Source organism: Thermocatellispora tengchongensis, assembly GCF_014202315.1.
Taxonomy (GTDB): domain Bacteria; phylum Actinomycetota; class Actinomycetes; order Streptosporangiales; family Streptosporangiaceae; genus Thermocatellispora; species Thermocatellispora tengchongensis.
This window is the reverse complement of the sequence record NZ_JACHGN010000006.1, coordinates 65,736-91,176: the sequence shown is the minus strand read 5'-3', so window position 1 is coordinate 91,176 and position 25,441 is coordinate 65,736. Positions and strand designations below refer to the sequence as shown.

The 25,441-nt window shown below is 73.5% G+C and carries 21 protein-coding genes; 4 read left to right on the top strand and 17 right to left on the bottom strand.

Annotated elements, in window-relative coordinates:
- Window positions 1-3: 3 nt before the first annotated feature.
- The 13 genes from HNP84_RS56050 to HNP84_RS15195 form a co-directional block, all read right to left on the bottom strand.
- Entirely contained in the window at window positions 4-948 is a 945-nt protein-coding gene (locus HNP84_RS56050; protein WP_185050369.1) for an ABC transporter permease, read from the bottom strand.
- The gene (locus tag HNP84_RS15250; RefSeq protein WP_185050368.1) at window positions 941-2,557 is read right to left on the bottom strand and encodes a dipeptide ABC transporter ATP-binding protein; all 1,617 of its coding nucleotides are present in this window, start codon (window positions 2,555-2,557) and stop codon (window positions 941-943) included. Before HNP84_RS15250 ends, HNP84_RS56050 begins: the two co-directional genes overlap by 8 nt.
- Window positions 2,558-2,582: 25 nt before the next feature.
- Window positions 2,583-4,385, bottom strand: a complete 1,803-nt coding sequence (locus tag HNP84_RS15245) for an ABC transporter substrate-binding protein (protein WP_221336307.1) — start codon at window positions 4,383-4,385, stop codon at window positions 2,583-2,585.
- Window positions 4,386-4,434: 49 nt separating this feature from the next.
- Entirely contained in the window at window positions 4,435-6,171 is a 1,737-nt protein-coding gene (locus tag HNP84_RS15240) for a dipeptide ABC transporter ATP-binding protein (RefSeq protein ID WP_185050367.1), read from the bottom strand.
- Between the two features lie 5 nt (window positions 6,172-6,176).
- Window positions 6,177-7,079: an ABC transporter permease gene (locus HNP84_RS15235; protein ID WP_312924891.1), complete on the bottom strand. Its 903-nt coding sequence runs from the start codon at window positions 7,077-7,079 to the stop codon at window positions 6,177-6,179.
- 7 nt (window positions 7,080-7,086) lie between these two features.
- Window positions 7,087-8,037 carry an ABC transporter permease gene (locus HNP84_RS15230; protein WP_185050366.1) on the bottom strand — a complete coding sequence of 317 codons (951 nt, stop codon included), beginning with the start codon at window positions 8,035-8,037 and terminating at the stop codon, window positions 7,087-7,089.
- A 13-nt stretch (window positions 8,038-8,050) separates the two neighbouring features.
- Window positions 8,051-9,658: an ABC transporter substrate-binding protein gene (locus HNP84_RS15225; protein WP_185050365.1), complete on the bottom strand. Its 1,608-nt coding sequence runs from the start codon at window positions 9,656-9,658 to the stop codon at window positions 8,051-8,053.
- A 19-nt stretch (window positions 9,659-9,677) separates the two neighbouring features.
- Complete coding sequence (locus tag HNP84_RS15220) at window positions 9,678-10,754, bottom strand: LLM class flavin-dependent oxidoreductase (RefSeq protein ID WP_185050364.1); 1,077 nt, start codon at window positions 10,752-10,754, stop codon at window positions 9,678-9,680.
- Between the two features lie 50 nt (window positions 10,755-10,804).
- The gene (locus HNP84_RS15215; RefSeq protein WP_185050363.1) at window positions 10,805-12,082 is read right to left on the bottom strand and encodes an LLM class flavin-dependent oxidoreductase; all 1,278 of its coding nucleotides are present in this window, start codon (window positions 12,080-12,082) and stop codon (window positions 10,805-10,807) included.
- A 37-nt stretch (window positions 12,083-12,119) separates the two neighbouring features.
- A complete protein-coding gene (locus HNP84_RS15210) occupies window positions 12,120-13,349 on the bottom strand; it encodes an acyl-CoA dehydrogenase family protein (RefSeq protein ID WP_185050362.1) in 1,230 nt (409 codons plus the stop codon).
- A 388-nt stretch (window positions 13,350-13,737) separates the two neighbouring features.
- Window positions 13,738-14,199 (bottom strand): hypothetical protein, encoded by a 462-nt coding sequence (locus HNP84_RS15205; protein ID WP_185050361.1) that lies wholly within the window; start codon window positions 14,197-14,199, stop codon window positions 13,738-13,740.
- A complete protein-coding gene (locus HNP84_RS15200) occupies window positions 14,196-14,987 on the bottom strand; it encodes an SDR family oxidoreductase (RefSeq protein ID WP_185050360.1) in 792 nt (263 codons plus the stop codon). Before HNP84_RS15200 ends, HNP84_RS15205 begins: the two co-directional genes overlap by 4 nt.
- A gap of 4 nt (window positions 14,988-14,991) precedes the next feature.
- A complete protein-coding gene (locus tag HNP84_RS15195; protein ID WP_185050359.1) occupies window positions 14,992-15,891 on the bottom strand; it encodes an RNA polymerase sigma-70 factor in 900 nt (299 codons plus the stop codon).
- Window positions 15,892-16,029: 138 nt separating this feature from the next.
- Here HNP84_RS15195 and HNP84_RS15190 point away from each other — a divergent pair, with 138 nt between their 5' ends.
- The 3 genes from HNP84_RS15190 (at window position 16,030) to HNP84_RS15180 (ending at window position 19,044) form a co-directional block, all read left to right on the top strand.
- Window positions 16,030-16,761 (top strand): SDR family oxidoreductase, encoded by a 732-nt coding sequence (locus HNP84_RS15190; RefSeq protein WP_185050358.1) that lies wholly within the window; start codon window positions 16,030-16,032, stop codon window positions 16,759-16,761.
- A gap of 790 nt (window positions 16,762-17,551) precedes the next feature.
- Window positions 17,552-18,133, top strand: coding sequence for a TetR/AcrR family transcriptional regulator (locus tag HNP84_RS15185; protein WP_221336305.1), 582 nt, complete (start codon window positions 17,552-17,554; stop codon window positions 18,131-18,133).
- The gene (locus HNP84_RS15180) at window positions 18,130-19,044 is read left to right on the top strand and encodes an SDR family oxidoreductase (protein WP_246518196.1); all 915 of its coding nucleotides are present in this window, start codon (window positions 18,130-18,132) and stop codon (window positions 19,042-19,044) included. Before HNP84_RS15185 ends, HNP84_RS15180 begins: the two co-directional genes overlap by 4 nt.
- Before the next feature lie 14 nt (window positions 19,045-19,058).
- Here the strand turns inward: HNP84_RS15180 and HNP84_RS15175 are convergent, their stop codons facing one another.
- Genes HNP84_RS15175 through HNP84_RS15165 form a run of 3 tightly spaced genes read right to left on the bottom strand, consistent with a single transcriptional unit; the run spans window position 19,059 to window position 22,780 of the window.
- Complete coding sequence (locus HNP84_RS15175; protein WP_185050356.1) at window positions 19,059-20,297, bottom strand: GEVED domain-containing protein; 1,239 nt, start codon at window positions 20,295-20,297, stop codon at window positions 19,059-19,061.
- A gap of 36 nt (window positions 20,298-20,333) precedes the next feature.
- On the bottom strand, window positions 20,334-21,530 hold the full coding sequence (locus tag HNP84_RS15170) for an NAD(P)-binding domain-containing protein (protein ID WP_185050355.1): 1,197 nt from the start codon (window positions 21,528-21,530) through the stop codon (window positions 20,334-20,336).
- 47 nt (window positions 21,531-21,577) lie between these two features.
- Window positions 21,578-22,780 (bottom strand): carboxylate--amine ligase, encoded by a 1,203-nt coding sequence (locus HNP84_RS15165; RefSeq protein ID WP_312924886.1) that lies wholly within the window; start codon window positions 22,778-22,780, stop codon window positions 21,578-21,580.
- A 138-nt stretch (window positions 22,781-22,918) separates the two neighbouring features.
- Here HNP84_RS15165 and HNP84_RS56045 point away from each other — a divergent pair, with 138 nt between their 5' ends.
- Window positions 22,919-24,031, top strand: a complete 1,113-nt coding sequence (locus HNP84_RS56045) for a glycoside hydrolase family 26 protein (protein ID WP_312924885.1) — start codon at window positions 22,919-22,921, stop codon at window positions 24,029-24,031.
- Here HNP84_RS56045 and HNP84_RS15155 read toward each other — a convergent pair.
- Window positions 23,962-25,137: a glycosyltransferase gene (locus HNP84_RS15155; protein ID WP_246518229.1), complete on the bottom strand. Its 1,176-nt coding sequence runs from the start codon at window positions 25,135-25,137 to the stop codon at window positions 23,962-23,964. The two genes, HNP84_RS56045 and HNP84_RS15155, sit on opposite strands and share 70 nt — an antisense overlap.
- Window positions 25,138-25,441 lie beyond the last annotated feature (304 nt).

The following is a 25,441-nucleotide window of genomic DNA, read 5'->3' as shown; positions in this document are numbered from 1 at the left end:
CGGCTATCCCTGGGGGTCGAGGACGTTGCGGATGCCGGAGCCGATCGCGTTGAAGCCCAGCACGGTGACGAACATGGCGATGCCCGGCCCGAGCAGGAACCACGGCTGCACCTGGTACAGCGACGTGCGCTGCGCCTCGGCGATCATGTTGCCCCAGCTCGCCGTGGGCGCCTGGACGCCCACCCCGAGGAAGGACAGCGTCGCCTCGGCCAGGATGTTGACCGGGAGCTGGACGGCCCAGTACACCGCCACCACCGGGAGCACGTTCGGCAGGATCTCCCGCACGATCAGGCGGGGGCGGCTCACACCGATCGACAACGCGGCCTCCACGAAGGGCCGGTTGCGCAGCACGACGACGAGCCCGCGCGTCAGCCGGGCGAAGTAGGTCCAGGCGAACAGCGAGATCACCAGGATGACGAGCAGGACCGGGTCCACGATCGGCCGCCCGTCGCTCCCCCGGTTCAGCGCGACCAGGCTGAGCGCGGTCACCACGAACGGGAAGGACAGCGCGATGTCGGTGCCCAGGGACAGCAGCCGGTCGATCCTGCCCGGGAAGAACCCGGCGACCAGGCCGACGGCGGTCCCGATGATCAGGGCGATGGTGGTCGCGGGCACGCCGACCAGCAGCGAGATCCGCGCGCCGTACAGTGTGCGGATCAGCACGTCGCGGCCGTTGCCGTCGGCGCCGAGCAGGAATCGCGCGCTCGGCCCGGCCGGCAGCCCGTTCTCGGCCAGCGCCTCGGCCCGGAACTGCTGGTCCGGGCCGTGCCCGGTGAGCGCCGCCGCGACCGGGGCCAGGAGCGCCGCCAGCACGACCAGGCCGACCAGGATCAGCCCGGTACGCGCCGAGCGCTCGGCCAGGATCGCCCGCACCGTGAGGAAACGCCCCGCGGCGCCGGGTGCCTCGTACGCGGCGAGCGCGGGTTCGAGGGGCGGCGCGCTAGACACGGGCCACCCGCCCGGGGATCGAGTCGAGCAGTTCCCGCGTGCAGGGGTCGCGGGGGTCGTCGAACACCCGGCCGACCGGCCCCTGCTCCACGATGCGGCCCCGGTTCAGCACCACGACCCGGTCGCACAGGCCGGCGACCATCCCGAGGTCGTGCGAGATGAACAGGAAGGACGTGCCCAGCTCCGCGCGCAGCCTCCGGATGAGGGCGACGATCTGCGCCTGGGTGGTGATGTCGAGCGCGGAGACCGGCTCGTCGGCCACGACCAGCGAGGGCCGCAGGGCGACGGCGCGGGCGATGGCGACCCGCTGCCGCTGCCCGCCGGAGAGCTGGGCGGGATACCGGCCCAGGACCGAGGCGGGCAACTCGACCCGGCGCACCAGTTCCTCGACCCGGGCGCGGATCTCGGCGGCGGGCAGATCGGTGTTGACGACGAACGGGTCGGCGAGCGTGGCGGCGACGGTCCGCCGCGGGTTCAGGCTGCCGTACGGGTCCTGGAAGACCACCTGGATGGCGGTCCGCAGGCTCCGGCCGAGCCGGACGGGCCCCCGGCCCGGTTCGTTGCAGACCTCGCCGCGCAGCGCCACCGACCCGGCGGTGGGCCGGGCCAGGCCGGCCACGATCCGGCCGATCGTGGACTTGCCCGACCCCGACTCGCCCACCAGCCCGACGATCTCTCCTTCGCGCACGTCGAAGGAGACGTCGGTGAGCGCGGTGACGGCGCCCTTGCGGCCGGGCCTGCGATAGGTCATGTGCAGCGCGGTGGCCCGCAGCAGCGGGGCCTTCCCCGCGGCGGGCGGCGCGGGCACCTCGGGGGCACGGGTGGGCGCCGCCCCGCGCCGGGCCGCGTCCAGCAGCTCGCGGGTGTACTCGTGCCGAGGATCGGTGGTGATCCGCTCCACCGGCGCCGTCTCGACCACCTCGCCGTCGCGCATCACGACCACGTCGTCGGCGATCTCGGAGACCACGGCCAGGTCGTGGCTGACGAAGATCAACGCTGTGCCGTGCGACTCCTGGAGCCGTCGCAGCAGCTTCAGGATCGACGCCTGCACGGTCACGTCGAGCGCGGTCGTCGGCTCGTCGGCGACGATCAGGTCCGGGTTCAGCGCGATGGCCATGGCGATCATGGCCCGCTGCCGCATCCCGCCGGAGAAGTGGTTCGGGTAGTCGTCGATCCGGCGCCCTGCGTCCCGGATGCCCACCTCGCCGAGCAGGTCGAGCACGCGGCGGCGCAGCGCCGCCCGCCCCACCCGCTCGTGCGCGGTGATCGCCTCACCGATCTGGGCGCCGATGGTCCTGAGCGGGTGCAGGTTGCTCAGCGGGTCCTGGAAGACGAATCCGATGCGCCGGCCCCGGATCCGACGCAACCGGGACGGGCTGAGCCGGGTGAGGTCCGTGCCGCGGTACCGGGCCGCGCCCCGCACCGTGGCCCGGCCCGGCAGCAGCCCCGTCGCGGCCAGCAGCGAGACGCTCTTGCCGGAGCCCGACTCGCCGACCAGCGCCAGCGTCCTGCCGGGGTCCACGGCGAAGGACACGCCGCGGACCGCGGTCGTGGTGTGCCCGCGCCGCCGGAAGGTCACGCTCAGGTCTTCCACGGAGAACAGGGCCATGGTGATCGCCTCCCTTCCGGCCGGCTCAGTCCGCCGGGCTGACGGCGATGTTGGTGATGTCGGCCTGGGTCGCCAGCGACGACCAGGTCCAGTTGCGCACCCGGTCGGAGGTGATCGCGACCTTGCGCTTTTCGAACAGCGGGATCCACGGCAGGTCGGCCGAGACCAGCTTGTCGGCCTTCGCCCAGATGGGCGCGGGGTCGTCGGAGGAGAACGCCTGCGCCGCCAGCTTGTTCAGCTCCGGGTTGTCGTAGCAGATCGCGTGGACGTTGCCGGTGCCGCAGGGGGCGGCGTCGGAGTTGAGCCAGCCCCCGAGCAGCATCCGGGTGCTCGGCCCCTGCCAGTCGGGCGCGAAGGAGCTGCTCAGGGACACGTCCCAGCGGCTCTTGGGGTCCTGCAGGTACGCGCTGAACTGGGCGACCGGGACGGGGATCAGGTTCAGCTCGATCCCGGCCCTGGCCAGGTCCTCCTTGAGGGTGACCGCGATCGTCTCGAACTGCGCGTTGACCCGGTAGACGGCGTCGAGCTTCAGCCCGTCCGGGTGACCGGCCTCGGCGAGCAGCCGCCTGGCCTTGGCGGGGTCGCCGGCGTTGCCCGGGGTGGGATAGGGGTCGAAGGGCTCGTGGCCGAGGATCGTGGAGGTGATGATCTGGCCGAGCGGCTTGGCCGCGATGGCGCCGCCCTGCGCCTGCACCAGGTTGGCCTTGTTCACCGCGTACGCCAGCGCCTGGCGTACCTTCAGCTCGCGCAGCGCCTCCGCCCCCGGCGAGGTCACGCCGGGACGCGCGTTGAAGGTGATGAAGTTGGCCGCGCCGCTGTCGGAGGCGTGCAGGTTGGGGCTGTTTCGCGCCTGGTACTGCTGGATCGTGGACAGCGGCGGCACGTCCAGGTAGAGGGACAGGTCGGCGTCGCCGGACTGGATCTTCTGGACGACGGCGTCCTCGCTGTTGGCGGTGAAGTCCACCTCGATCCGGTCCACGTACGCCTTGCGCGCCGGGTCGCCCGCGTGGTCGTATCCGGGCACCTTCTTCAGCACCAGGCTGCGGCCCGGCTCGTAGGACTCGATCTGGTAGGGCCCGCTGGAGGGGTAGTTCTCGCGGAACTCCAGTGAGTCGCCGACGTACTTGGAGACGACCTCCTCCGGCAGCGGCGAGACGAAGTTCATCGACAGGATGGCGAGGAAGTCGTAGTTCTTGGTGTCCGACTTCAGCACCAGCGTCTTGTCGTCGGGCGCGGAGACGCCGGAGATGTCGTGGCCGTCGATGAACGCCTTCGACTTCGCCGGGTCGCCCGGGGGCACCTTGGCGAACTTCTCGCAGTACTCGCTGAAGCCGGAGAAGGCCAGCTCGAAGTAGTTGATCGCGGCCACCTGCTTGTTCGGGTCGCAGAACCGCTTGATCGCGTAGACGAAGTCGGCCGCCACGATCTCCCGGGTGGAGGAGCCGGAGTACCTGATGTTGTCGCGCAGGTGGAAGGTGTAGGTCCTGCCGTCGTCGCTGACGTCCCACGACTCGGCCAGGTCGGGCACCAGCTCGGTGTCGTCCTTGATGTCGGTCCTGCTGCCCGGGTAGGTGACGAGCTGGCGGGTGAGCGCCCGGATGATCTGCCAGGAGTCGGTGCTGTAGCCGGTGAGCGGGTCGAGCGCGTCGAGGTCGGACTGCAGCGAGGCGATGCGGAGCGTGCCGCCGCGGGGCACGGCGCCGCTGGTGCCGCCGTTCTCGCCCCCGGCCGCGGGCGCGACCGGGCCGGAGCAGGCGGTCAGCAGCGCGGCGGCGGACATGGCGAGCAGGGGGGCGAACAGCCTGCGCAGGGGGGACGTCTTGGTCACGGTGGTTCTCTTTCGGTGGTTATGGTGATGGCCGCGTGCGGACGCGGCTCTAGTCCCCGACGGGGACCTCGCGCGGGGCGTCCCGGTGGATCGGGAGCACGGCGTCGAGCAGTTCCCTGGTGACCGGGTGGCGCTCGCCGGCGAACAGCTCGGCGGCGTGGAAGGTCTCCAGGAGGACCCCCTGCTTCAGCACGCCGATCCGGTCGCACAGGAACTCCACGATCGCCAGGTTGTGCCCGATGAACAGGTAGGTCAGGCCGAGCTCGTCCTTCAGGTCCAGCAGCAGGTCCAGGATGCTCGCCTGGGTGGACACGTCCAGCGCCGACGTCGGCTCGTCCAGGATCAGCAGGTCCGGCTCCAGCGCGAGGGCGCGGGCGATGCCGATCCGCTGCCGCTGCCCGCCGGACAGCTCGTGCGGATATCGCTCCAGGTACGACGCGGGCAGCGAGACGAGATCGAGCACCTCGGCGGCCCGTGCCCGGCTCGCGGCGCGTGTTGCCGCCTTGCCGAACCGCAGGAGCGGGCGGCTGATCTGCTCGCCGACCGGGATGCGCGGGTTGAGCGAGCCGGTCGCGTCCTGGAAGACGAACTGGAAGCGGGGCCGCAGCCGCCGCAGCGCCGCCCTCGGCAGGTCCGAGACCGTGCTGCCGTCGAAGACGATCTCCCCCGAGGTCGGCTTGTGCAGGCCGCCGATCAGCCGGGCCAGGGTGGACTTGCCGGAGCCGGACTCCCCGATCAGGCCGAAGACCTCGCCCCGCTCGATGCGCAGCGAGACGTCGTCCACCGCCGTGAAGCGGCGCTTGCGCTGCCCGGTTCCCAGGCCGCCGACGACGAACTCCTTGCGCACGTTCCGCAGGGTGACCAGCGGACCGGCGGCGGCCGGCGGCGCGGGGGCCGGGGGCGCCGGGCGGTTCTCGCGGATCGGTCCCAGGCGGCGGGGCAGGCCGCGCTCGGCCAGGCGGAACCTGGCGCCGATCTCGGGGACCGCGCCGATCAGCGAGCGGGTGTACTCGTGGGCCGGCGCGGTGAGCAGGCGCTCGCGCCGGTCCTGCTCGACGATCCGGCCGTCCTTCATCACCGCGACCCGGTCGGCGGCGTACGACACCACGCCGAAGTCGTGGGTGATGAGCAGCAGGGAGCCGCCCGTCTCGCCGATCACGCGGCGCAGCAGGCCGAGGATCTGCTTCTGGACGACCGCGTCGAGCGCGGTGGTCGGCTCGTCCGCGATCAGCAGGGCCGGCCCGGACAGGCTCGCCAGCGCGATCATCACCCGCTGCCGCATGCCTCCGCTCAGCTCGTGCGGGTACGCGGCCAGGACCCGGGCGGTGTCCCGGATGCCCACGTTCCGCAACCACGTCTCGGCGATCTCGTGCTGGTGCCTCTTGCGGGTGGCGGGCCGGTGCAGGCCGATGATCTCCCTGAGCTGGTTGCCGATCGTGAACGACGGGTCCAGGGAGGCCAGGGGGTTCTGGAAGATCATGCCGATCCGCGAGCCACGGAACCGTGTGACCGAGGAGCGGGTCGCGGAGATCACCTCCTGGCCGTTGAGCGTGATCGAGCCCGAGGTCAGCTCCGCGCCGCCGGGGAGCAGGCCCAGGATCGCCGAGGCCGTGATGCTCTTGCCCGCGCCGGACTCGCCGACGAGCGCGAACGTCTCGCCGGGCCGCACGTCGAAGCCGACCCCGTCCACGACGCGTCCGGCCCCGGGCCCGCGGCCGAACCGGATCGACAGGTCCCGCACGCTCAGCAGGGCGTCGCCGCCTTCGGGGATGGCCGGTGCGGTCATCGGGGTCATCGTCCCGCCCTCCTGTGGTGTGGATCGAACAGGTCGCGCAGGCCGTCGCCGAGCCAGTTGAAGGCCAGCGCCACGACCAGGACCACGAGCCCCGGCAGCAGGGCGGGGTACACGTTCCCGGAGATGATGACCTTCGCGCCCTCGGAGATCATCCGGCCCCAGTCGGCGGTTGGCGGCTGCACGCCGATGCCGAGCGCGCTCAGGCTCGACGAGAAGACGATCATGCCGCCGACCAGGCCGGTGCCGTACACCACGGTCTGGCCCAGGACGTTCGGCAGCACCTCGCGGAACAGGATCGAGAAGAACCCGGCGCCCAGCGACTCGGCGGCCTCGACGTACTCGCGGCCGCGCTGCAGCTTCACCTCCGCGAAGATCACCCGGGTCACGTACGGGATGGCGGAGAAGACGATCGACAGCACGACCACGACCGTGCCGGGGCCGAAGATCACCGCGAGCACGAGCGCGATGATGATCACCGGGAAGGCGAACATGATGTCGATCGAGCGCATGATCAGGCCCGCGACCCGGTCACCGGAGAACCCGGCGACGAGCGCGAGCGCGCCGCCGATGACGGTCGAGGTCGCCGAGGCCAGCAGGGCGACGATCAGCGAGGTGCGCCCTCCCCAGATCAGCCGGCTGAGGATGTCGCGGCCCTGCTCGTCGGTGCCCAGCAGGTGCCCCTGCTCGCCGGGCCCCAGGTACTTGACGCTCCCGTCGGCGAGGTCGGGGTCGTAGGGCGCCACCAGCGGGGCGAACAGGCCCAGCAGGACGAAGCCGGCGATGATGATCAGGGCGATCGTCACCTGCGCGTTCGTCCGCAGCCGGGACCTCCGCCCGCGGGGTGCGGCCCCTTTCGCCGACTCCAGGGAACGGCCGTTCGGGGATGCCGTGAAGATCACTGTCCCACTACCTTCGAAGCCGGGGGTTGAGTGCGTCCACCGCCAGGTCGGTGACCAGGTTGACGAGGAGGTAGCACAGCGCCACCAGCACCACGCCGCCCTGGATGAGCGTGTAGTCCTTGCCGTTCACCGCGTTCACCAGTTGGGTGCCGATCCCCGGCCAGTTGAACACGCTCTCCACGAAGATCACCCCGGTGATCAGGGTGCCGATCTCCAGGCCGATGATGTTCACCACCGCCGGCAGGATGTTCCGCCCGATGTGCTTGCCCAGGATCCGCCGCCGCGGGACGCCCTGGGAGGTGAACGTGCGGACGTAGTCGCTGTGGGACTCCTGGATGATGCCGAGCCGGGTGAACCGGGCGAGCACCAGCATGGAGATCAGCGCGGCCGAGACGCCCGGCAGCACCAGGTGGGCCAGCAGGTCGCCGAGCCCTCCCCCGTTCCTGGACTCCATGCCGCCGACCGGCAGCCAGCCGAGCTGGAGCGAGAAGATCCAGATGAGGATCAGCCCGAACCAGTAGACCGACAGGTTGCTGCCGGCCTGCACCAGCAGCATCGCCAGGCGGTCGGGGAGCCGGTGGTGGGCGGTCCCGGCGATCACGCCGATGAGGACGCCGAAGACGGCGCAGATCACGACGCCCGCCGCGGTCAGGATCAGCGTGTTCACGAAGTTCGGGCCGAGGATGTCGAAGACGGGCTGGTTCTGCACGATCGACATCCCGCCCCCGGCCGTGAACAGGTCCCGCACCCACTTCACGTACTGCTCCCACAGGGGCAGGTTCAGCCCGTACGAGGCGCGGATGGCCTCGATCTGCTCGGGCGTGTGGTCCCGCGCGAACTGCGCCTCGATGGGGTCTCCGGGTGTCAGCCGGCCGACCAGGAAGGTCAGGGCCGACACCACGAAGAGCACCGGGACGATGTTCAGCAGGCGCCAGAGGATGTGCTTGACGGTTCCCACGCTCGGCGTCTCCTCAGCCGGCCAGGTGGACCTTCGTCAGGTCGTACCAGTTGGTGGCCGCGTACACGAAGCCCCGCACGTTCGGGCCGAGCCCGTAGTACCTGGTCAGCGACACCGCCGGGATGGCGATGGCCGCTTCGCGGACCTTCTGGTCGGCCTTCCGCCACAGCTCGATGCGCTTGTCCTCGTCGCCGGTGTAGCGCGCCTCGTCCACGGCGTCCCTGATCTCGGGGAAGTCGGCCGGGTCGAGGCCCTTGGCCGCGATGTTGGTGTACAGGACCTGGTGCAGCCACTCGGCGTAGCTGCCGCCGTACTCGTCGATGCTCAGCCCGTCGTCCGGCTCCGGCTTGCCGAAGGCGCGGGCGACGTAGTTGGGGCGGTCGAGCGTGACCACCTTGACGTTCACCCCGATGGCCTTGAGCCGGCTCTGCAGCCACTCGGCCAGGTTCTGGTTGGCCACGTCGGCGACGATGGTGAAGCTCAGCCCGCCGTCGCCATAGCCGGCCTCCTTCAGCAGCGCCTTGGCGCCCTCGGGGTCGTAGCCGAAGTCGCGCGCCTGCGGGTCGTACGCCTCGTTGCCCGGCGGCTGGAGGGAGTGCAGCGGCATCGCGTTGCCGTTGTAGACCTCCTTGGCGAGCTGGGCGCGGTCGATGCCCTGGATGATCGCCTGCCGCACCCGCTTGTCGTGGAACGCCTTGTTCTTGAAGTTGAAGGTGAAGTACAGCAGCGCGGCGCCGTGGCCGGCCGGGACCTGGAAGCCGCGCGACTCCAGCGTGGCCACGTCGTCGGGCTGGACGTAGCTGATGATGTCGGCCTCGCCGCTGAGCAGCGCCGCCAGCCGGGTCTGGTTGTTGGGGATGATCCGGAACACCAGCTCGTCCAGGTACGGCTTCGGGCCCCAGTAGGCAGGGTTCTTCTTCAGCACGATCCGGTCGCCGATGGCCCGGGAGACGAAGGTGTACGGCCCCGTCCCGCTGGGGTGGTCGGCGAACCCGTCGTTGCCATACTTCTCCCAGGTCGCCGGGTTGCCGATGGTGAGGGTGCTCATCGCCTGGGCGAGGATCCTGGGGAAGCCGAGGAACGGCTTGGCGAAGGTGAACTCGTAGGTGTGGTCGTCGACCACCCGCCCCTCGACCAGGTCGGCGAACCAGGTGCTGAGCCTGGCCGCGCTCGTCTTGTCGTAGAACGCGTAGCCGGGGTCGTGCACGCGGCGGACGTTCTTGTCCACCGACTCGGCGGTGAACTCCGAGCCGTCGTGGAACCTCACCCCCTTGCGCAGCTCGAACGTCCAGACCTTGCCGCCGTCGGACACCGACCACTTCGTCGCGAGGGCCGGCAGCAGCTTGGCCGGCCCTTCGGTGTCGGTCAGCTCCTCCTTCACCAGGCCCTCGAAGATGTTGCTGGAGACGCGGTAGGTCTCCCAGTAGGCCTGCCGGTGCGGGTCCAGGGCCAGCGGCTCCAGATACAGGCCGCTCACCAGCGTGCCGCCCGCCTTCGGCGCCCCCTGCGGGCCCGCGGCGGCGCCACCGCCGTTCCCGCCGCCGCAGGCGGCCAGGACCAGGGCGCTCACCAGGGCGGCGATCCCCATGGCCACCAGCCGGCCACGCTTCGTCGGTCTCACGATGTGTCCTTTCTCCGGATCAGAACGAGGGGGCGAAGGAGAGGGGCGGCTGCGGCACCGGCGCCGGGAAGGCCGGCCGGGCGCCCACCAGGAGAGGGGCGGGTTCGGGCAGCGACAGGCGCTCGCGCAGGGTCGCCCCCTCCGCCCGCCGGACGACGCCGCGGGCCACGAGGGCCGGGACAACCTCCTCGACGACCTCCCCGATCTCCTTGACGACGGAGGCCGTGCCGCGCTCGGGGCGCAGGAGGACGCCGTCCACGCCGGGCAGTCCGGCCACGTCGCCGGCCCGCGCCGCGAACCCGGCCACGCCGGTCCCCGGTGCGAAGGTCACCTGCGCGAAGAGCAGGGCGCGCCGTCCGTCGCGGGAGAACCGGGAGGACGCGGCGGCGTCCAGCGCCGCGGCGGCCCGCGCGACCCCCTCGGGCCCGGCGTCCGGGAGCACGACCAGATCGGCGACCTCCCCGGCCTGCCCCACCTCCTCCTCCGAGGCGGCGTACCAGGCCAGGACGGGTGCGCCCTGCACGGTGGACGGCACGGTGAGCGGCCCGGCGACACCGAACACGCCCTGGTGGTCGATGTGCACGATCCGGTCGCCGCGGGCGAAGACGCGGCTGTCGCGGTCGGCGACGATCGAGTCGCGGGGCCAGCTCTGCCACAGCTTCTGCACGGCCACCGCCGCGTCACGGGTGGCCGTGACGCCCGGCGGGGCGCCCGTCGTCAGCCCGGCTCCTCCCCACGCCCGGTTCCCGCCCTCGCCCTCGGGGGCGTACGAATCGCGCGGGCCCAGGATCAGGCCGGACCGGCCGCGGGCGAGATGGTCGAGCGAGGCGACGCGCCGCGCCAGGTTGTAGGGGTGGTCCCGGTGCGGGGCCGCCGCGGCCAGGAACGCCGTCGCCGGGGCGTGCGCGGCGAGGAAGGTCGCCGCGACCGTGGGCTCCAGGGTCGCCGCGCCGGGGGCCGGCCCGTCGATCCTGTCGATGCCGGCCACGGCGAACGCCGCCCCCGTGCCGTCCAGACGGGCGGCCAGGGCGGGGTCTGCGGCGAGCGCGACCAGGTGGTCTCCCGCGAGCCCGATCGCGAGATGCTTCGATGTCAATGCGCTGTCACCCATCGGTGCGGTCTCTTTCGGTGGTCGCCGCGGGCGGCTCAGGCCGAGGCGGCCTGGAAGTGCCCGCGGAGGGTGTCGGTGGTGTACTCGTGCCGGAACAGGCCGCGCTTGCGCAGCAGCGGGACGACCTCGTCGGCGATGACCTCAAGCCCGTCCACGAGGACGTCCGGCTGGAGGTTGAACCCGTCCACCGCGCCGGACCGCCACCAGTCCTCGATGTGGTCCACGAGCTGCTCGGGGGTGCCGACGAACCCGCCGTGCCCCGAGCCGGTGTACCTCGTCTGCCGCAGGTACTCGCGGACGGTCGGGCCGGTCGCCCGGATCTGCTCGTAGATGGACTGCCGGAAGCCGATGCTGCCGCCGGCGTGGGCGGGGTCGATGATGGCGTCGAGCACGTCCTGCGGGAACCTCGCGTCCAGGTCGAGCCGCGAGACGTCGTACCCGATGGCCTGCGAGAGCCACTGCACCGAGTACGACTCCGGGCCGAGCTCGTGGAGCTCGTCGCTGCGGCGCCGGGCCTCCTCCTCGGTGCTGCCGAGGCTCAGCAGCAGCCCGGGGAGGATCTTCACCGAGTCCGGCGAGCGGCCCGCGTCGATCGCGTGCCGCTTCACCTCGCGGTAGTGCTCGATCGCGCCCTGCTTGGTGAGCTCGGCGGCGAAGACCCCTTCGGCCCGCCGCCCGGCCAGCGCCCGCCCCTTGGCGGAGCCGCCGGCCTGGAGGAGCACCGGGTGGCCCTGCCTGGACGGGGGGACCCGCAGCCTGCCGTCGAGGTCGAAGAACCGGCCGCGGTGGTGCACCTCCCGCCCGGTCTCCGCCGACTCCCACAGGGCCAGGATGAGATCGACGAACTCCGCCGCGCGGTCGTACCTGTCGTCACGGGCGGGGATGTCGGGCAGCCCGAAGTTGCGCGCGGCCGACCCGTCGCGGGTGGTCACGATGTTCCATCCGGCGCGGCCCCCGGACACGTGGTCCAGGGACAGCAGGCGCTGGGCCAGGTCGAACGGGTCGTTCAGGGTGGTGGACGCCGTGGCGATCAGGCCGATGCGCTCGGTCGCCGCGGCGACGTGGCTCCAGTTGACGACCGGCTCCAGCCGGCCGGCGTTGGCGTCGTAGGACGGGTCGCCGAGCGCGGGCCCGTCGGCCAGGAAGACGGCGTCCAGGGTGGCCCGCTCGGCCACCTCGCCGATCTGGTTCCAGTAGCCGGGGTCGATGAAGGAGTGCGGGTGCAGGCGCGTGGACTGCCAGGCGGCGGGCAGGTAGCCGAGCACCAGGACGTTGACCCCGAGGATGACCTTGCCCTCGCGGGGGTTCGGCATGTGCGGACCTTTCGTCGTCGTGGTGGGATCGCTCGCTTCACTCGCTCTGGCCGGCGGGGATCGCGAAGAGGGCGGTGGGGTCGGCCTGGTTGACGTGCCAGTCGCCCACGATGCGCTCCTTGTAGACCCGGGGGTTGTGCGAGGCGAGGGTGCGGGCGTTGCGCCAGTGGCGGTCGAGCAGCAGGTCCTCCGAGACGCCGGAGGAGCCGAGCGCGTCGAAGACGACGGTGGTGGCCTGCAGCGCCGCTTCGATGATCACGAGCTGGGCGCGCGAGGTGGCGATGTGCCCCTCGACCAGCCGCCGCCTCTCCGTCTCCTCGTCCCCGGCGATGCGCGCGCCGGCGATCTCGTCCAGGACCGCGGACTGGGCCGACAGCGCCGACTCCGCCCCGAACGACGCCGCGGACACCTTCCCGATCACCTGGAGCAACTGGGGGTCGGCGGTGGCGACCTCGGCCAGGCCGTGGCCGTAGTTGCGCTTGCGGCGCTTGAGCGCCGCCACGCCGTCGCGGAGCGTCGCCTCGGTGATGCCGGCCAGGACGGCCAGCAGCGCCGTCTGGTAGAACAGGCCCTGGTAGGAGAAGCGCTCGGAGGCGGGGAACACGTTCTCGTCCTCGACCCGGGCGCCGGTGTAGGTGGCGCTTCCGCTCGCCGTGGTCTTCTGGCCGAAGCCCTTCCAGTCGTCCGCCAGGCTCACTCCGGGCTGGTCCGCCTTCACCAGCGCCGTGGTGGGCACCCCGTCGGGCGTGACCGCGAGCACGTCCAGCCAGTCGGCGTACAGGCTGCCGGTGGCGTAGAACTTCGCCCCGGTCAGCACCCAGTGGTCGCCCTCCCGCGCCAGCTTGGTCTGGATGTTGGCGTACGTCCCGTTGTTGGCCTCGGTCCACCCGCCGCCGACGAAGTCGCCGCCGAGGAACCTCTCGATCCAGGCGTCGGTGGCCGGTGTGCGCGGGGCGTACAGCCGGTCTTCGACGAAGGCCAGGTGGTTGCGCCAGACGTGGGCGACGTTCGGGTCGGCGGCCCCAAGCTCGCGCAGCAGCCGGAAGGTCTGCTGCAACGAGGCCCCGAAGCCGCCCAGCTCCCGGGGGATGCGGACGGCGCCGAACCGGGCGTCGATCAGCCAGCGGACCTGCTCGTAGGGGAAGACGCGTCCCTTCTCGCGCTCCAGGTTGCCCTCGGCGATCTTGTCGAAGACCGGGCCGAACCGTTTGCGCAGCTCCTCGAACTCGGCGGTCGCATGCCGAAGCGAAGGAGTGGTACCAGACATGTAATGATCTTTCGTATCGAGGCGATGCCGTGCCGGCGCACGACCGGGCTCCCGCAGCGCGGGTGCCGGGATCTCGTCGGGGCTCTTCTTCCTGGGTTCTGGACGGTCCCGCCATGGGCACGCGCTCCGGATCGGAGCACGGCGGCGGCCGTTCATGGACAGCGGTTGCTGGCCACGCGCATGTAGTCGACCACCCGCCGGATGGTCAGTGGGACAGAGCCGGACATATCCCTAATTTCCTACATGCTTTGCATGTTTTTCAACCGCGTCTCACCCTCCGAGACGAGAGGGGGCGTCCGGCCCGGGCCGCGCGCGCCACCGCCCCGGGACCACCCGGGTGGCGGCGCGACGGCCGGGGCCGTGGCCGGCGGGCCGGCGTCGCCCGGCCTCAGGCGGCCGTTCCCGCGCCGGCGCGCTCCCCGGCGGTGCGGTGGCGCAGGCCGTACAGGAGCGCGATCGGCACGATCACGCCGATGACGAGGGTCACGACCTGGCCGGCCAGGTCGATCGGCGCGAGACCGTGCAGGTGCCCGAGGTGGAACAGCAGGTGGGGCAGCGCGAACAGCAGGTACCCCGACACGGCGGTGCGCGCGAGCGTCGCGCCGAGCCTGATCGCGGCGACCGCCAGGATCAGCGCCAGCCCCAGGTTCAGGCCGCCGACGTCCCGCATCAGATGCTCGTTGTACGGAGGCAGCGACGACACCCAGGGGTGTCCGGGCAGCGGGAAGTCGTCGTAGAACGACTTCGGCAGCAGCAGTTGCCAGGCCCCCACGACCGCCTCGGTGAACGCCAGGTAGGCCAGCCCCGCGCGGAGCCAGGCCCGGCCGCGCGGCGACGGCGTCGCGCTCACGCGGCACCGTACCCGGCGGCACGGGGTCCGGACGCGGCCTTCGCGGCGAGGAACTCGCGGAAGGTCCGGCGGCCGTCGGCGTGGGCGGGGGCCAGGTTGACCCCGTTCCGGAACGCGGCCGACACCGCGCCGGGCACCGGCACGCTCACGAGCGGCCGGCGGCGGCCGGTCGCCTCGAGGTAGGCCAGGACCAGGTCACGGGCGGAGAGGATCTCCGGTCCTCCCATGTCGGGCACGCGCCCGGCGGGCGCGGCCGTCGCCAGCGCGGCCAGCCGTTCGCCCACCTCGGCCGCGTCCACGGGCTGGAACCGCCAGCCGGCGGGGACCGGCGCCACGGGCAGCCGGGTGAGAGCCTGCGCGGCGAAGAGGACCAGGTCGTGGAACTGGGTCGTGCGCAGGATCGTGTACGGCACGCCCGAGTCCTCGATCAGCAGCTCGGCCTCGCGCTTGGCGCGGTAGTAGGAGTACGGGTGCCGGTCCACCCCGACGATCGAGATGTACACGAGGTGGCGCACCCCGGCCCGGCGCGCGGCGCCGAGGAGGCGCCGGGTGCCCATCAGATCGGCGCCCTTCGCGCGCGGGTCGCTGGCGAGGTGGACCACGGTGGTCGCGCCCGAGACGGCCTCGTCCAGGCCCGGCCCCTTGGCCAGGTCGGCGATGACGGTTCCGTGCTGCCCGCGCGGCTTGCGGGCCAGGACGCGGACGGTCGCGCCCGCCTCGACCAGCTTGGGGACGACGTGACGACCCAGGGTGCCGGTGCCGCCGGTGACGAGTATCGATTCGCTCATACCTCTAGGAACCGGCGACTCCCTCGGAATGTGACAACTCACCCCTGGACACCAACTGCTGAGCGATATATCCAAGTTTGTCGGGATTCAGTACGGTGCGCACGCCGTAGATGCGCTCCCCGTCGGTCTCGATGACGAACACGGAGCGCAGCACACCGTCGAGGAAGGCCAGCACGCCGGGCTCGCCGTTGACCTCCGCCTGCGCCAGGGCGTAGCCCGCGGCGGCGCCGCGCCCGGCCAGCCCCATGACGTAACGGCCCACCTTGGCCGCGCCCACGATGGGACGCAGGGCCGCCCCCGCCCTGCCCCCGCCGTCGGCCCAGGCCACCACGTCGGCGGCGAGCGCGCTCTCCAGGCCCGCGAGGTCGCCGCTGCGGGCGGCCCGGAGGAAGCGCTCCACGATGCGCCGGCGCGTCCCGGCCGCGGCCTCGAACCTGCGCCGCTCCCCGACCCGCTGCTGCGCCCTGCGGTGGAGCTGGCGGCAGTTCGCCTCGGAGAGGTCGAGCACCTCGGCGATCTCCCGGTAGCCGTAGGAGAACGCCTCGCGCAGCACGAAGACGGCACGCTCGGCGGGGGTGAGCCGTTCGAGCAGGACGAGGAACGCCATCGAGACCGAGTCGCGGCGCTCCGCCAGCTCGGACGGCCCGTCGGTGAGGATCGGCTCGGGCAGCCACGGCCCGATGTACTCCTCCCGCCGCGCCCGGGAGGAGGTCAGGCGGTTCAGGCAGATGTTCGTGAGCACCTTGGCCAGCCACGCGCCGGGCGCCGCGATGGCGACCCGTTCGGCGCCGTTCCACCGCAGGTAGGCGTCCTGCACGGCGTCCTCGGCCTCGGCGGCGGAGCCGAGCAGCCGGTACGCCAGGGCGAACAGCCGCGCACGATGCTCCTCGAATTCCTCTCCCACGGGTCACACCCTACGGGCAGGCCCGTCACCCGCCCACGAGCCGTGCGACATGGCCCTAAAGCGCCGGTGAAGCGCGGCACAAGTCGCCCCGCCTACGGTCGCGCCGTACGGAGCTTCCGAAGCGGGAGGAGCATGAACATGGGCGACGTGGTGATCGTCGGAGGCACCAGCGGGATCGGCCTGGAACTGGCACGGCACTACGTACGGCTGGGACGGACGGTGGTCCTGACCGGCCGTGACACCGACCGCGCCACCAAGACCGCAGCCGCCATCAGCGCCGACATCGAACCCGGCACGGGCACAGGGGCGGCGGCGGGCGGCTCGGCCCGGGGGATCCCGCTGGATCTGACCGCGCCCGGCGCCCTGGCCGCCGCGCTCGCCGACGTGGGCGAAGTGGACCGGCTGGCCCTGGTGGCGGTGGACCGCGACCGCAACACCGTGGCGGACTACGACCACGCCAGGGCCCGGCACCTGACGACGCTGAAGCTGGTCGGCTACACCGAGGTCGTGCACACGCTGGCCCGCCGCCTGTCCGAGGACGCCGCGGTCCTGCTGTTCGGCGGCGCCGCACGGGAGTGGCCCTACCCCGGCTCCACCACGGTGTCGATCGTCAACGGCGGGATCACCGGCATGGTTGCCACCCTGGCGGCCGAGCTGGCACCGGTGCGCGTCAACGCGATCCACCCGGGCATGGTCGCGGACACCCCGTACTGGGCGGGCGGGGCGGAGGTTCTGGAGGCGGCGAAGCACCGCATGCTCACCGGCCGGATTCCCACCATGGCCGACGTGGTCGAGGCGTCGGTCTTCCTGCTGGAGAACCCGGCCGTCAACGCGGTCAACCTCCCCGTGGACGGCGGCTGGCGCCGCTGACCCGTCCCACCGGCCACCCCCGCGCGCGCCCCCGGCACTCGGTCAAGCGAGCGTGGCGTATGGGGCGAGCACGCTCCGCGCGCGACCATCCGGCCACTATCCGCAGCGCCCCTCCGGGCGCTCTCGCCCCCGAACGTGAGCACACCCCGCCCATCCCGGCTCGATCGCGGTCGGCTCACCGGGGCGCGGTGGAGCCCCGCAATGGCACACCCGGCCGGAGTTCGGGCCAAGAGGCGCGCGCGATGTCACCTTCCCCTTGCGGCGGGACCGGCCACGCTCCCCCGCCGTTCCCCCGTGGCCCACCCCGACGGCCGCCGGTGGTCGGTGACCGAGGGCGGGGACTGGGGTGTGTGCTCCGTTCCCGCCGCCGGGAGGCGGGGTGGGGGCGGGCGTGCTCCATCCGCTCTCTAGGGGCGAGGACGGTCGGGTGCCGGGCTTCGTCCCCCGCACGCGGGAGCGTCCTGGCCATCCGTGCCGGACGTAGCCCACCGCCGACCACTGGCACCTACCCCCAGACCCATCCCGCCTCCGTCCACCCGAGACCGAACCCACTCCAGACCCATCCCTCCGGCTGAGGGGATCGAGCACGCTCCAAGCCGACCCCACCCCGACCACAGGGCCGGAGCACGCCGCAGGCCCAGCCCGCCCCCGGCTGCCGGGATCGAGCACGTCTCCGCCGTCCGCGGTCCGGTTGCCGGCGGCGACTTGGGGGTGATTTAATAAATGAACGTGCATTTATGAATTGGAGGGGGCGGGGATGGCGGGGCGGCCGCGGGGGATCGATGATTCGGTGATCTTGCGGGCGGCGGTCGAGGTGATCGGGCGGGTGGGGCCCGCGGGGCTGACTCTGGGCGCGGTGGCCAAGGAGGTCGGGCTGGTGCCGGGCACTCTCGTGCAGCGGTTCGGGTCCAAGCACGGGCTGATGGTGGCGGTGGCCGAGCGGTCGGCCGCGGAGGCCGACGCGCGCTACGCGCGGCTGCGCGAGGGCCATCCCTCCCCGCTGGCGGCGCTGGCGGCATTGGCCGCGGAGTCGATGGCCGCCATGGCCACGCCGGAGACCTTCGCCAACCACCTGGCGTTCCTGTGCCTGGACCTGACCGATCCGCAGCTCCGTCCGTACGCGCTGGCCGTCCACGAGTCCCAGGGCCGGGCGATCCGGGCGCTGCTGGACGAGGCGGTCTCCGCGGGGGAGCTGCGGGCCGGGACCGATCCGGCGGCCCTGGCCGAGTCCGTGCAGGCGATCATCGCCGGCACCGGGCTGGCCTGGGCCCTCGACCGGCGGGACACGCTGCCGCGGCGGTTGCGGGCCGCGCTCCACGCCGTCCTGTCGCCCCACGTGCCGCCCGGTGGCGGTGCCGTTCTGGAGGAATGATGGTCAACGACAAGCAGCCCCTCGCCGGGAAGGTCGCCCTGGTCGCGGGAGGCACCCGGGGCGGAGGGCGGGGCATCGCCGTCGAGCTGGGCGCCGCGGGCGCCACCGTGTACGTCACCGGGCGCAGCAGTGTGGCCGGACGCTCCGGCCTGGACCGTCCGGAGACCATCGAGGAGACGGCCGAGCGGGTCAACGCGGCCGGCGGCGCCGGGATCGCCGTCCGCACCGACCACAGCCGTCCCGAGGAGGTCCGCGCCCTGGTCGGCCGGATCGCCGCAGAGCAGGACGGGCGGCTCGACATCCTGGTCAACTCGGTGTGGGGCGGCGACCCGCTGACCGACTGGGAGCACCCCTTGTGGGAGCAGGACCTGGACACCGGCCTGCGGCTGCTGCGGCAGGCCGTGGAGACCCACATCATCACCAGCCGGTACGCGCTCCCCCTGATGGTCGCGCGCGGGAGCGGCCTGGTGGTGGAGGTCACCGACGGCAACACCGCCAGATATCGCGGTTCGTTCTTCTACGACCTGGCGAAGTCGGCCGTGATCCGGCTCGCCGTCGCCCAGGCCGCGGAGCTGAAGCCGCACGGCGTCGCGGCCGTGGCGATCACGCCCGGCTTCCTGCGCTCGGAGGCCGTGCTGGAGCACCTCGGCGTCACCGAGGCCGGCTGGCGCGACGGCGCCGCGAAGGACCCGCACTTCGCCCACTCCGAGACCCCCGCCTACCTGGGGCGGGCGGTCGCCGCCCTGGCCGCCGACCCCGCCGTCATGGCCAAGACCGGGCGCGCCCTGGCCACCTGGGGCCTGTACAAGGAGTACGGCTTCACCGACGCCGACGGCACGCAGCCCGACTGGGCGGCGTACTGGGCCGATGCCCTGGAAGCCGAGTACGGGCCCCTCGGCGACCCCCTCTGACGCCCGGAGAGCGGTCAGCGGCCGTGAGCCGGCCCGGAGATCAGGACGGGGTGGTCTTCGACCTCGCCGCTGTCGGCCCAGCCCGTGGGCGTCTCCGCCTGGCCCGGCGTGGCCAGGCGGAGGCGCAGCCAGGACGCGCCCGGCCGGGTGCCGGGCGGTATCGGCCACGACAGCGTGGCGCGGGTCGCCTTGGCCGGCAGCGGGTTCCGGGCCCGCTCGCCGGGTTCGAAGACGCCGTCGCGGTCCAGGTCGAGCCAGCCCGACAGCACCGTGGCCGAGCGCGTGGCGACCGGGACGGTGAGCCAGTGGCGCCCCCGCTGGGACCGGATGCGGATCGGGGCGGGCGTGCGGGCCAGCGCGTCGTCGGTGTCGCGGGGCAGGGCGCGGGGCGTGAAGGCGACGCTGCCGGGCTGGTCGGCGGTCGCGCCGCCGCCGAGGAAGGCGTCGGTGACGGTGTGGGAGGCCGCGCCGTAGGAGGCCGGGGCGTCGGAGTGGTCCTCCTCCAGCGTGACCCGGAAGGCCCCGTAGAAGAACGGCGCGCCGGCCCCGCCGTTGTAGCGGACGTTGCGGGTGTGCAACTCGACCGTGAAGGAGGTCACCGTGCCGTCCACCTGGGCCGAGCCGCACAGGTAGACCACGCCGCAGGCCGGCCTGCCCGCCGGCAGCGACCGGCCGGGCATGATCCGCGTGGATGACACGGTGTATCCGGGGAAGCCGGCGCTCTTGGTGAAGGTGGGCGTGGCGGGGGTGCCGCCGCTCAGCCGCAGGCCGGCCCAGTACGCGTCCCGGGCGCCGTCGTCGTTGGCCGTCGCCCCGCCGGTGCCCGAGATGTGCAGGCGCGGGTTGCGTACCGGCTGGGAGAAGGAGAAGCGCAGCGTGGCGACGTGGCTCCAGCCGTCGGCCGCCACGCCGAAGCCCTCGTACCGGTCGCTGAAGCCCGCGACCGCCTTGGCATTGGCCGGCAGCATGTACTCGTCGGGGGGCGCGGCGGGGTCGGCGGGCAGCGTCTGGGCAGAGGCGACGTACGCGCCCCGGGCCGGGATCTTCTCCACCGTCACGCGCACGCCCGACGGGGTGATCCCGGTGGCCCGCTGCGGCGTGTTGGTGAACCGGGACTGCCCGCTCTCCCCCGTACGGGGCTCGCGGGCCGCGCCGGTGCCGGCGTCCGCCGCCGACAGTACGGCCGCCGCGGCGATGGCGGCGCCGAGGGCCGCCCTACCGGCGCGGCGGCCGAGGCCGGAGTGTGGATTCATGGTGGCTGTTCCCCCTGTGAGTAGGTGTGTGCCGGGTCAGCGGGCGCCCCCGCGGCGCAGCCCCTGGGTGAGGCGGCGGGCGGCGAACGCGGCGCCGTAGACGAAGCGCATGGCCGGACCGAAGGTGCCGGCCGCGGCCAGGCCGGTCAGATAGAGCCCGGGGACGGAGGTCTCGAAGGTGCGGCTCAGCCGCGGCATCGCCCCGTCGGTGCGGATCGCGCGGCGCAGCGACTCCTCCAGTACGCCGATGCGCGTGACGTCCACGGCGTAGCCGGTGGCGGCGATCACGTGGTCGGCGCGCATGGTGGCGGTGGCGCCGTCCGCCCCGACCAGGGTGAGGCGCACCCCGCGGCCGGGTTCGGCGGAGGCGATCCGCACCCCGGTGTGCAGCGGGACCCGGCCGGCGAAGCGTTCCCTCAGCCACCAGGCCCCGGCGGGGCCGAGCGCGGTGCGCACCGCGTGGTGGCGGGCGCGGGCGGGCAGGTGGCGGACGAGCCCGGGGTGCTCGGCCCAGGTCCAGGTCCCCCATCCGGCGCCCAGGCCGGAGTGCGGCGCGGCGAGCCGGCGCAGCGGGCCGCGCCGGGGCTGGGGGACGGCGTTCCAGCGCAGTTCCGGGGCGCGGGCCAGCACGGTGGGCCGCGCCCCCGCCTCGCGCAGCAGCGCGGCGGTCTCCAGGGCGGACTGCCCCGCGCCCACGACCGCCACCTCGGCGCCCGCGAAGCGGGACAGCCGGTCGTGCTCGCAACTGTGGGAGCACAGCTCGGGGGCGAGCAGGGCCAGGACGGGCGGCCTGCGGGCGAAGGGCACGAACCCCACCGCGAGCACGACCGCGCGGGCGCGGACCTGCTGCTCGCACGCCGTCCGCAGCAGGAAGCCGTCTCCGGTGGCGCGGACCTCGGCGATGTCGCGCTCCTCCAGCGCGTCGCCGACGGCCCGCTCGCAGAACCAGCGGCCGTAGCCGGTGAAGGTCTCCACCGGCACCGGGTGTCCGTAGGCGCACGGGAGCGCCTCGTGCCGGCAGTACGCGTCCAGGGTGTGGACGCGCCGCGGGTCGGCCAGGTCGGAGGCCGCGGGCTCCGATTTGAGGAACATGCCGCGCGGCATGTGCCGCTCCCAGGCGCGCATCGGACGCCCGAAAACGCGCACGTCCAATCCGGCGGAAACGGCGTGCGCCGCCGCGGACAAACCGTACGGGCCGGCGCCGATGACGGCGACATCGATGAGTGCGCGCATTCCTCCCCCGAATTCCCGTATGCAGCGATGAACCTATGGGAAAACGATCAGCGGCCCCGGCGGAGGCGGGTAAAGGCGCGTTTGAGGCTTTGCCCGCCCATGGCCAGGAACGGGGCCGGATCGTCACGGGAGAACCAGGCCAGCTCGTGCGCGTGCCGCACCGAGCGCCACCACCGGCGCGGCGAGGAGGGGCGCGGGCGCAGCAGCGCGGTGCGGGCGTCGTAGTTCTCCACCAGGTACGTACGCCCGTGCGCCGGCGCTCCCGGCTCCACCTCCCTGCCGGTGAGGTCCAGGTGCAGGGCGCGGACCACGTCGAGCCCGGCCCCGCTCTCGAACAGGCGGAACTGGGCCCCGGGGCGCGGGTTGGCGTCGAGCAGGTGGTACTGCCCGGTGCCGGGGTCGTGGCGGAAGTCCAGGTCGAGGATGCCCCGGTAGCCGATCGCCTCGGCCAGGCCGCACGCCAGCGACTCCAGCCGGGGGTTGGGCAGCCACGTGCCGTAGGTGGTCAGCCCGCAACCGGCGGGGTAGGCGCGTTCCTTGCGGCCCGCTCCCCCGAACAGGCAGCGCGAGCCGGCGCCGAAGTAGCCGTGGAAGAACCAGTCGGAGCCCGCCGACTCGGGGACGTACCGCTGGAGCAGCAGGGTCGCGCCATGCCCGGCCGACTGGCGTACCAGGTGGGCGGCGTGCTCGAAGCGGTGCACCAGCGTGGTGCTGCGCGGCCTGACCCCGGCGGGCACCAGCCACGGCCGGGCCCATTTCGCCACGACCGGCAGCCCGAGGTCGGCGAGGGCGCCGGGCAGGTCGTCCATGCCGGTCACCGGCCGGGTCTCGGGCTGCGCCAGGCCCAGCGCCCGGCACAGGCCGGCCAGGCGGGCCTTGTCGGCGAGGAGTCGCGGCACGCCGGGCGGCTGCGCGGGCAGCAGGAACGCCGGGGACAACTCCGCGGCGTGCTCGCCCACCAGCAGCGCGCCCAGGTCGTCCATGGGGACGAGCACCGCCCGGGTGCCGATGCGGGCGGCCAGCGCGAGCAGTTCGCCCACCACCGCCTGTGGGCCGCGCTCGCGCGTGCCCCACACGTGCATCCGCGACAGGTGGCGCGAGCGGGAGGCGGGAGCGTGGGGCCCCTCCAGCAGGGCGTGCACCGGGACGCCCGCGCCGCCCAGCGAACGGATCGCGGCGAGCGTGCCGTGGTGGAAGACGTTGTCGTCCAGGCGCATGATCAGCGCGGGCGTGGCCGTATCCAGCGACACCCGATCCCGCGTCCGCTCTTTTATTGGCATATCACCACCGATCCAGATTCACGGCCCGTAAATGGGTCGTGTTGCGCGGCAATTGGACAGCTATAGGCGTGTACATTCGGGCGGGAAAGCGCTGTCGGGGGGAGCGTGGTGAGGCGAAGGACGATCGCGGTGCGCGTGCTGATCGCCGCCTGCCTGGCCGCGGCGCCCGGCTGCGCCGCGACCGCGGGCGCGGGCGGCCGGGCCCTCCCCTCGCCCGGCGAGCCGGCCGGCACGGCGCCACCCATCGCGCCGGCCCCGGGGAGCCCGGGCCCGGCCGCGGCGGGCGAGGTGGCGCCTCCCACACCGGAGCCTCCCGCTCCCGCGCCGCCCCCTCCGCCGCCTCCCGCTCCGGCGCCTCCCCTGCCGGGGCGGCCCGCGGGTTTCGGGGTGTTCCTGGCCTCCGACGCGGGAGGTCCCGCGCACCTGCCGGCCTTCGAGGCGTGGAGCGGCAGGGAGGTCACCGTCGGCCGTACGTACCTGCCCGGCGAGACCTGGGCCGCCCTGCTCGGGCCGCCCTTCATCCTGGACCCCTGGACCCGGTGGCGGGCGGCGAAGCCCGGACGCGTGCTGGCCCTGAACGTCCCGATGATCGCCCCCAACGAGGGCCGCCTCCCGGACTCGACGGTGGCGGTCCTGCTGCGGGCCGGGGCGTCGGGGGCTTTCGACGGGATCTTCACGACGCTCGCCGAGCGGCTGGTGGGGGCGGGCGCGGCCGACACCATCATCGTGCTCGGCTGGGAGATGAACGGCACCACCTACTCCAGCCGGTGCGCCCCCGACCCTGAGGCGTGGAAGGTTTACTGGCGGCGCATCGTGACGGCGATGCGGGCGGTCGCGGGCCAGCGGTTCCGGTTCGACTTCACCCCCAGCCGCGGCCAGGACGCCATCGCCTGGACGCACTGCTATCCCGGTGACGACGTGGTGGACGTCATCGGCATGGACAACTACGACCAGCCGCCGGGCGAGACCTTCGACGACTACATCGAGCAGCCCTACGGCCTGCGCGCCCACGCCGCGTTCGCCGCCGCCCACGGCAAGCCGATGTCCTTCCCGGAGTGGGGGCTGTTCCGGCACGGCGACCGGCCGGAGTTCGTCACCCGCATGCTCCAGTGGATCGACGCCCACGACGTGCTCTACCACTCGATATCCGACTACTGTCCGCACGGCGTGTGGCAGTGCCCGGCCAATCCGCGCTCGGCGGAGGTCTTCCGCGGCGGATAGGCGGCGCGCAGGGTGAGCGCGGCGAGGGCGTCGAGCGTCGCGGCGAGGTCGTAGCCTTCGGCGTGCCGGGCTGCGGCCTCCCCCTCACGGCGGGCGAGGGCCGGATCGGCGAGGCGTCGGGCCAGCGCCCGCGCCAGGCCGGTGGTGTCGCCGGGCACGACGGTCGCGCCGGTGTCGGCGGCCACGACCTCGCACAGCCCCGGGATGGCGGTGGCGACCAGGCTGCGGCCGGTGGCCATGGCCTCCAGCGCGGCCAGCGGCAGCCCCTCCCACCGGGAGGGCAGCACGGCCACGTCGGCGGCGGCGTACCAGGGGCGCACATCGTCAGCGGCGCCGGGGAACAGCACGCCCGGCACGCCGCGCGCCCGCAGGCGATCGCGCAGGTCGCCGTCGCCCACGAGCGCGAGCAGCGCGGACGGGCAGGCGGCGCGGACCTCCGCCCAAGCCGCCAGGAGCCGGTCCTGCCCCTTCTGCCGGGTGATCCGGCCGACGCAGACGGCCAGCCGCGCCCGCTCCGGGACCCCCAGCGCCCGCCGTGCCGCGGCGCGCTCGGCCTCCCCGGCGGGGCGGAAGCGCCGCAGGTCCACGCCGTTGCGCACCACGGCGAGGCGGCCCCGTACGCCGGCCGCCCGCGCCGCCGCCTCCTCCCCCTCGCCCACGCACACCAGCAGGCTGGTCCGCCGGGCCGCCCACCGCTCCCACGCCCGCGCCGCCATGGCCATCGCCCCGCGGCAGGCCAGCCAGGACCAGCCGTGCGGCTGGAACAGGGTCGGCAGCCGGCCGCGCACCGCCAGCCGCCCCGCCAGGCCCGCCTTGGCGGAGTGCAGGTGCACCGCGTCGGGCCGGAAGGCGGCCACCAGCCCGGCCAGCGCGCGCACCGCCTCCAGATCGGCCGGCCCCGGCGCACGCCCCGCCTCCCAGCCCAGCCGAAGGGCCCCGGCCGCGGCCACCCGCTCACCCAGCGCCCCGTCACGCGGACACGCGACGGCGACCCGCCACCCACGCGCCACCTGATCGGCGGCAATCGCCGCAACACAAGCCGCGACCCCACCGTCCACCGGCTGCGACACATGCAGGACACGCGGCACCGCGCCCCCGGACGCCATCGGCACTGGGCCACCGCCCCCGGACACCATCCGCCCCGCGCCCCCACCGCCGAGCGTTCTCGGCGCCGCGCTGCCGCCGCCGGGCGACATCGCCGTCGCGCCACCGCCCCCGGGCGACATCCGCACCGTGCCACCGCCCCCGGCCGACATCGGCGCCGCGCCACCGCCCCCGGGCGACATCGGCCCTGCGCCACCGCCGCCGGACGACATCGCCGTCGCGCCACCGCCCCCAGGCGACGTCGGCGCCGCACTCCCGCCCCCGGACGCCATTCGCGCCGCGCCACCGCCCCCGGACGCCATCCGC

What these genes read in the sequence shown, in the direction of transcription:
- HNP84_RS15250 (WP_185050368.1), bottom strand. Translation starts at nt 2,557, where the DNA reads ATGGCCCTGTTCTCCGTGGAAGACCTGAGCGTGACCTTCCGGCGGCGC.
- HNP84_RS15240 (WP_185050367.1), bottom strand. Translation starts at nt 6,171, where the DNA reads ATGACCGCACCGGCCATCCCCGAAGGCGGCGACGCCCTGCTGAGCGTG.
- HNP84_RS15215 (WP_185050363.1), bottom strand. Translation starts at nt 12,082, where the DNA reads ATGCCGAACCCCCGCGAGGGCAAGGTCATCCTCGGGGTCAACGTCCTG.
- HNP84_RS15210 (WP_185050362.1), bottom strand. Translation starts at nt 13,349, where the DNA reads ATGTCTGGTACCACTCCTTCGCTTCGGCATGCGACCGCCGAGTTCGAG.
- HNP84_RS15200 (WP_185050360.1), bottom strand. Translation starts at nt 14,987, where the DNA reads ATGAGCGAATCGATACTCGTCACCGGCGGCACCGGCACCCTGGGTCGT.
- HNP84_RS15190 (WP_185050358.1), top strand. Translation starts at nt 16,030, where the DNA reads ATGGGCGACGTGGTGATCGTCGGAGGCACCAGCGGGATCGGCCTGGAA.
- HNP84_RS15180 (WP_246518196.1), top strand. Translation starts at nt 18,130, where the DNA reads ATGATGGTCAACGACAAGCAGCCCCTCGCCGGGAAGGTCGCCCTGGTC.
- HNP84_RS15175 (WP_185050356.1), bottom strand. Translation starts at nt 20,297, where the DNA reads ATGAATCCACACTCCGGCCTCGGCCGCCGCGCCGGTAGGGCGGCCCTC.
- HNP84_RS15170 (WP_185050355.1), bottom strand. Translation starts at nt 21,530, where the DNA reads ATGCGCGCACTCATCGATGTCGCCGTCATCGGCGCCGGCCCGTACGGT.
- HNP84_RS15155 (WP_246518229.1), bottom strand. Translation starts at nt 25,137, where the DNA reads ATGGCGTCCGGGGGCGCGGTGCCGCGTGTCCTGCATGTGTCGCAGCCG.